Here is a 2662-nt window from a genome sequence, read left to right as displayed (position 1 = left end):
GCGATACCCAGGGCAACCGCGAACGCGATCTCCATATGTGAGGACAGTTCCGGCCCGGCGACCGTGTCAGGAGCGGTCCCTTCGACGAGAAGCAGCTGATCGAGCAACGCGCGTGTCCCCGCTCCCACCTCCCGTCTGGCGACCTGCAGACTGCCGAGCCCGGCTGCGGAGGTCAGCCCGCGTGGATTGCCGGCCGGGACGATCAATCCCTGCTCGCGTCGCCACAGGTGCAGAAGATGCGGCTCGTCGCGGCCCAGCACCGACCGGACGAAGGCCTCGTTGTAGACACCGTCGCGATGACGCAGGTGGATCACCGCGCCGTCGGCCTCGCCCCGCGCGACCGCGCGCAGCCCGGGGAAGCTTCCCCGCATCCCTACCGGCCTCACCGCCGCACCGAGCCGGTTGAGCAGGATGCCCAACGCCGGATCGTCGCTGCCCGCCAGCCGGAACACCCTCCCCGGCTCCAACAGCCGCGCCGCGGCGATGGCGCCCTCCCCGGCGACCTGGGCCCGACGTCGGTCCGCCATCGTGATCACTGCCCCATCCGCAAGATAACGGTAGGCCCGCACCACCGTCGACGAGGTGGTCCCCAGCGTGCGGGCGTACTCCCGTACCCCGGGCAGCTCTGCACCCGCCGTCAGTTCCCCAGATCGCACACGACGGGCTAGATCATTCGCAATCTGCACATAACGGGCCACGGCTGTCGACTGTAGGACCACTGATCCGGGAATGATCCACGAGGCCAGCCCGGTCGAGTCCAAGTTCGAGTCTTTCTGGAGACGTAGGCGCGGGGACGCGGATGCGGAGTTCACCCAGCCACCGTCTGAACTAGCCCCCAATGATCGCTTTGGCTTGGTCGGCGGTAGTGTGTGCCGATCCCACCACTCCGTCATCTTGCCTGCTCAGCGCGCCCCACCCGCATCGGTGGGGCATCTTCGGAGGTCTCCGATGCCACGCCCACGGCGTCTCACCGTCCTCGCCCTGGCCGTCGCGGCTGCATTCGCGCTGGCCTCCTGCGCCGGTTCGTCAGGCGGCGGGTCGTCCTCGGACGGCCTGCACCTGGTCAACTCCGGCGAGCTGACGATCGCCACCGACTCGCCCGCCTACGCCCCGTGGTTCTCCGACGGCAAGCCGGCGAACGGCAAGGGCTTCGAGAGCGCGGTCGGCTACGCGGTGGCCGCCAAGCTCGGCTTCGCCCCCGACAAGGTCCACTGGGTGACCGAGCCGTTCGCCAGCTCGTTCGCGCCCGGCCCGAAGAAGTTCGACTTCGACATCAACGAGATCTCGATCACCCCGCAGCGCCAGCAGGCCGTCGACTTCAGCACCGGGTACTACAACGTCAGCCAGGCCGTCGTCGCGCTCAAGACGTCGCGGATCGCCGACGTGACCACGCTGGCCGGGCTGAAGGGCGCCAAGCTCGGCGCCCCCGTCGGCACCACCAGCCTCGACGCCGTCACCAGGCAGGTGGCGCCCGTGCAGCAGCCGGCGGTCTTCAACGACCTCAACGACGCGAAGACCGCGATGGAGAACGGCCCGATCGACGGCATCGTCGTCGACCTGCCGACCGCCTTCCAGCTGACTTCCGCCGAGATCCCCGACTCGTTGATCGTCGGGCAGTTCCCCACCGCCGGGGCGCCGGAGCAGTTCGGGCTGCTGTTCGAGAAGGGCAACCCGCTGGTGGGCAATGTCAACGACGCCCTCGCCCAGCTGACCAGCAGCGGGGAGCTGCGCCGGATCACCGAGCAGTGGCTCGGTTCCCAGGCGGGAGCCTCCGTCCTGCGGTGACGGCCGCCTGGGAGCCCAGCGAGCGTGAGCGGGCCCGGCGGCGGCTGCGGCGGCGCGCCCGGCTGCGGTCGGCGGTGATCGCGGCCGCCAGCACCGTCGCCGTCGCCGTCGCCGCGGGCGTCGGGATCACCCGGGCGTCGGGCTGGCCGCGGGTCCGGCAGCGGTTCTTCTCCTGGTCGGAGATCACCGCGGCCTGGCCGGCCACCCGGCACGGGATGATCGTCAACCTTGAGCTGTTCGTCGTCTGCGGGGCCGCGGCGGGTGCCCTCGGGCTGCTGGTGGCGCTGCTGCGGACCCTGGCCGGCCCGGTGTTCCTGCCGCTGCGGCTGCTGGCCGCCGCCTACACCGACCTGTTCCGCGGCCTGCCCGTCATCCTCGTGCTGTACCTGGTCGGTTTCGGTGTGCCCGCCCTGCGGCTGCGCGGACTGCCCACCGACCCGCTCGTCCTCGGCGGCGCCGCCCTCGTGCTGACCTACTCGGCGTACATCGCCGAGGTGTTCCGGGCGGGCATCGAGTCGGTGCATCCGAGCCAGGTCGCCGCCGCCCGTTCGCTGGGCCTGACCCACGCCCAGACGATGCGCCGCGTCGTGCTGCCGCAGGCCGTCCGGCGGGTGATACCGCCGCTGCTCAACGATGCGATCAGCCTGCAGAAGGACTCCAGCCTCGTGTCCGTGCTCGGGGTTGTCGACGCGGTGCGCGCGGCGCAGATCGCCACGTCCGCGCACTTCAACTATTCGCCGTACGTGCTCGCCGGACTGATGTTCCTCGTGATCACCGTGCCGCTGACCCGGATCACCGACCATCTCGCCGCCCGCTCCGCCCGCCGCCGCGGGGCCGGGATCGGGATCGGGATCGGGATTGGTGCCGGCGCCGGTGG

At 70.9% G+C, this 2662-nt stretch carries 3 protein-coding genes; 2 read left to right on the top strand and 1 reads right to left on the bottom strand.

Annotated elements, in window-relative coordinates; genetic code table 11:
- The coding region (locus tag NBZ85_RS30070; RefSeq protein WP_261563315.1) for a substrate-binding domain-containing protein at nucleotides 1–656 on the bottom strand (656 nt) is incomplete at its 3' end.
- Between the two features lie 292 nt (nucleotides 657–948).
- Between NBZ85_RS30070 and NBZ85_RS30065 the strand changes: the two genes are divergently transcribed.
- Together NBZ85_RS30065 and NBZ85_RS30060 are read left to right on the top strand one after the other, a co-directional pair.
- Entirely contained in the window at nucleotides 949–1785 is an 837-nt protein-coding gene (locus NBZ85_RS30065) for an ABC transporter substrate-binding protein (RefSeq protein ID WP_261563313.1), read from the top strand.
- The coding region (locus NBZ85_RS30060) for an amino acid ABC transporter permease (protein ID WP_261563311.1) at nucleotides 1782–2662 on the top strand (881 nt) is incomplete at its 3' end. The genes NBZ85_RS30065 and NBZ85_RS30060, both read left to right, overlap by 4 nt.

Source organism: Frankia tisae (genome assembly GCF_025403405.1).
Lineage (GTDB): Bacteria > Actinomycetota > Actinomycetes > Frankiales > Frankiaceae > Frankia > Frankia tisai.
The sequence above is the reverse complement of the archived record's forward strand: the minus strand, read 5'-3'. Positions and strand labels throughout refer to the sequence as shown.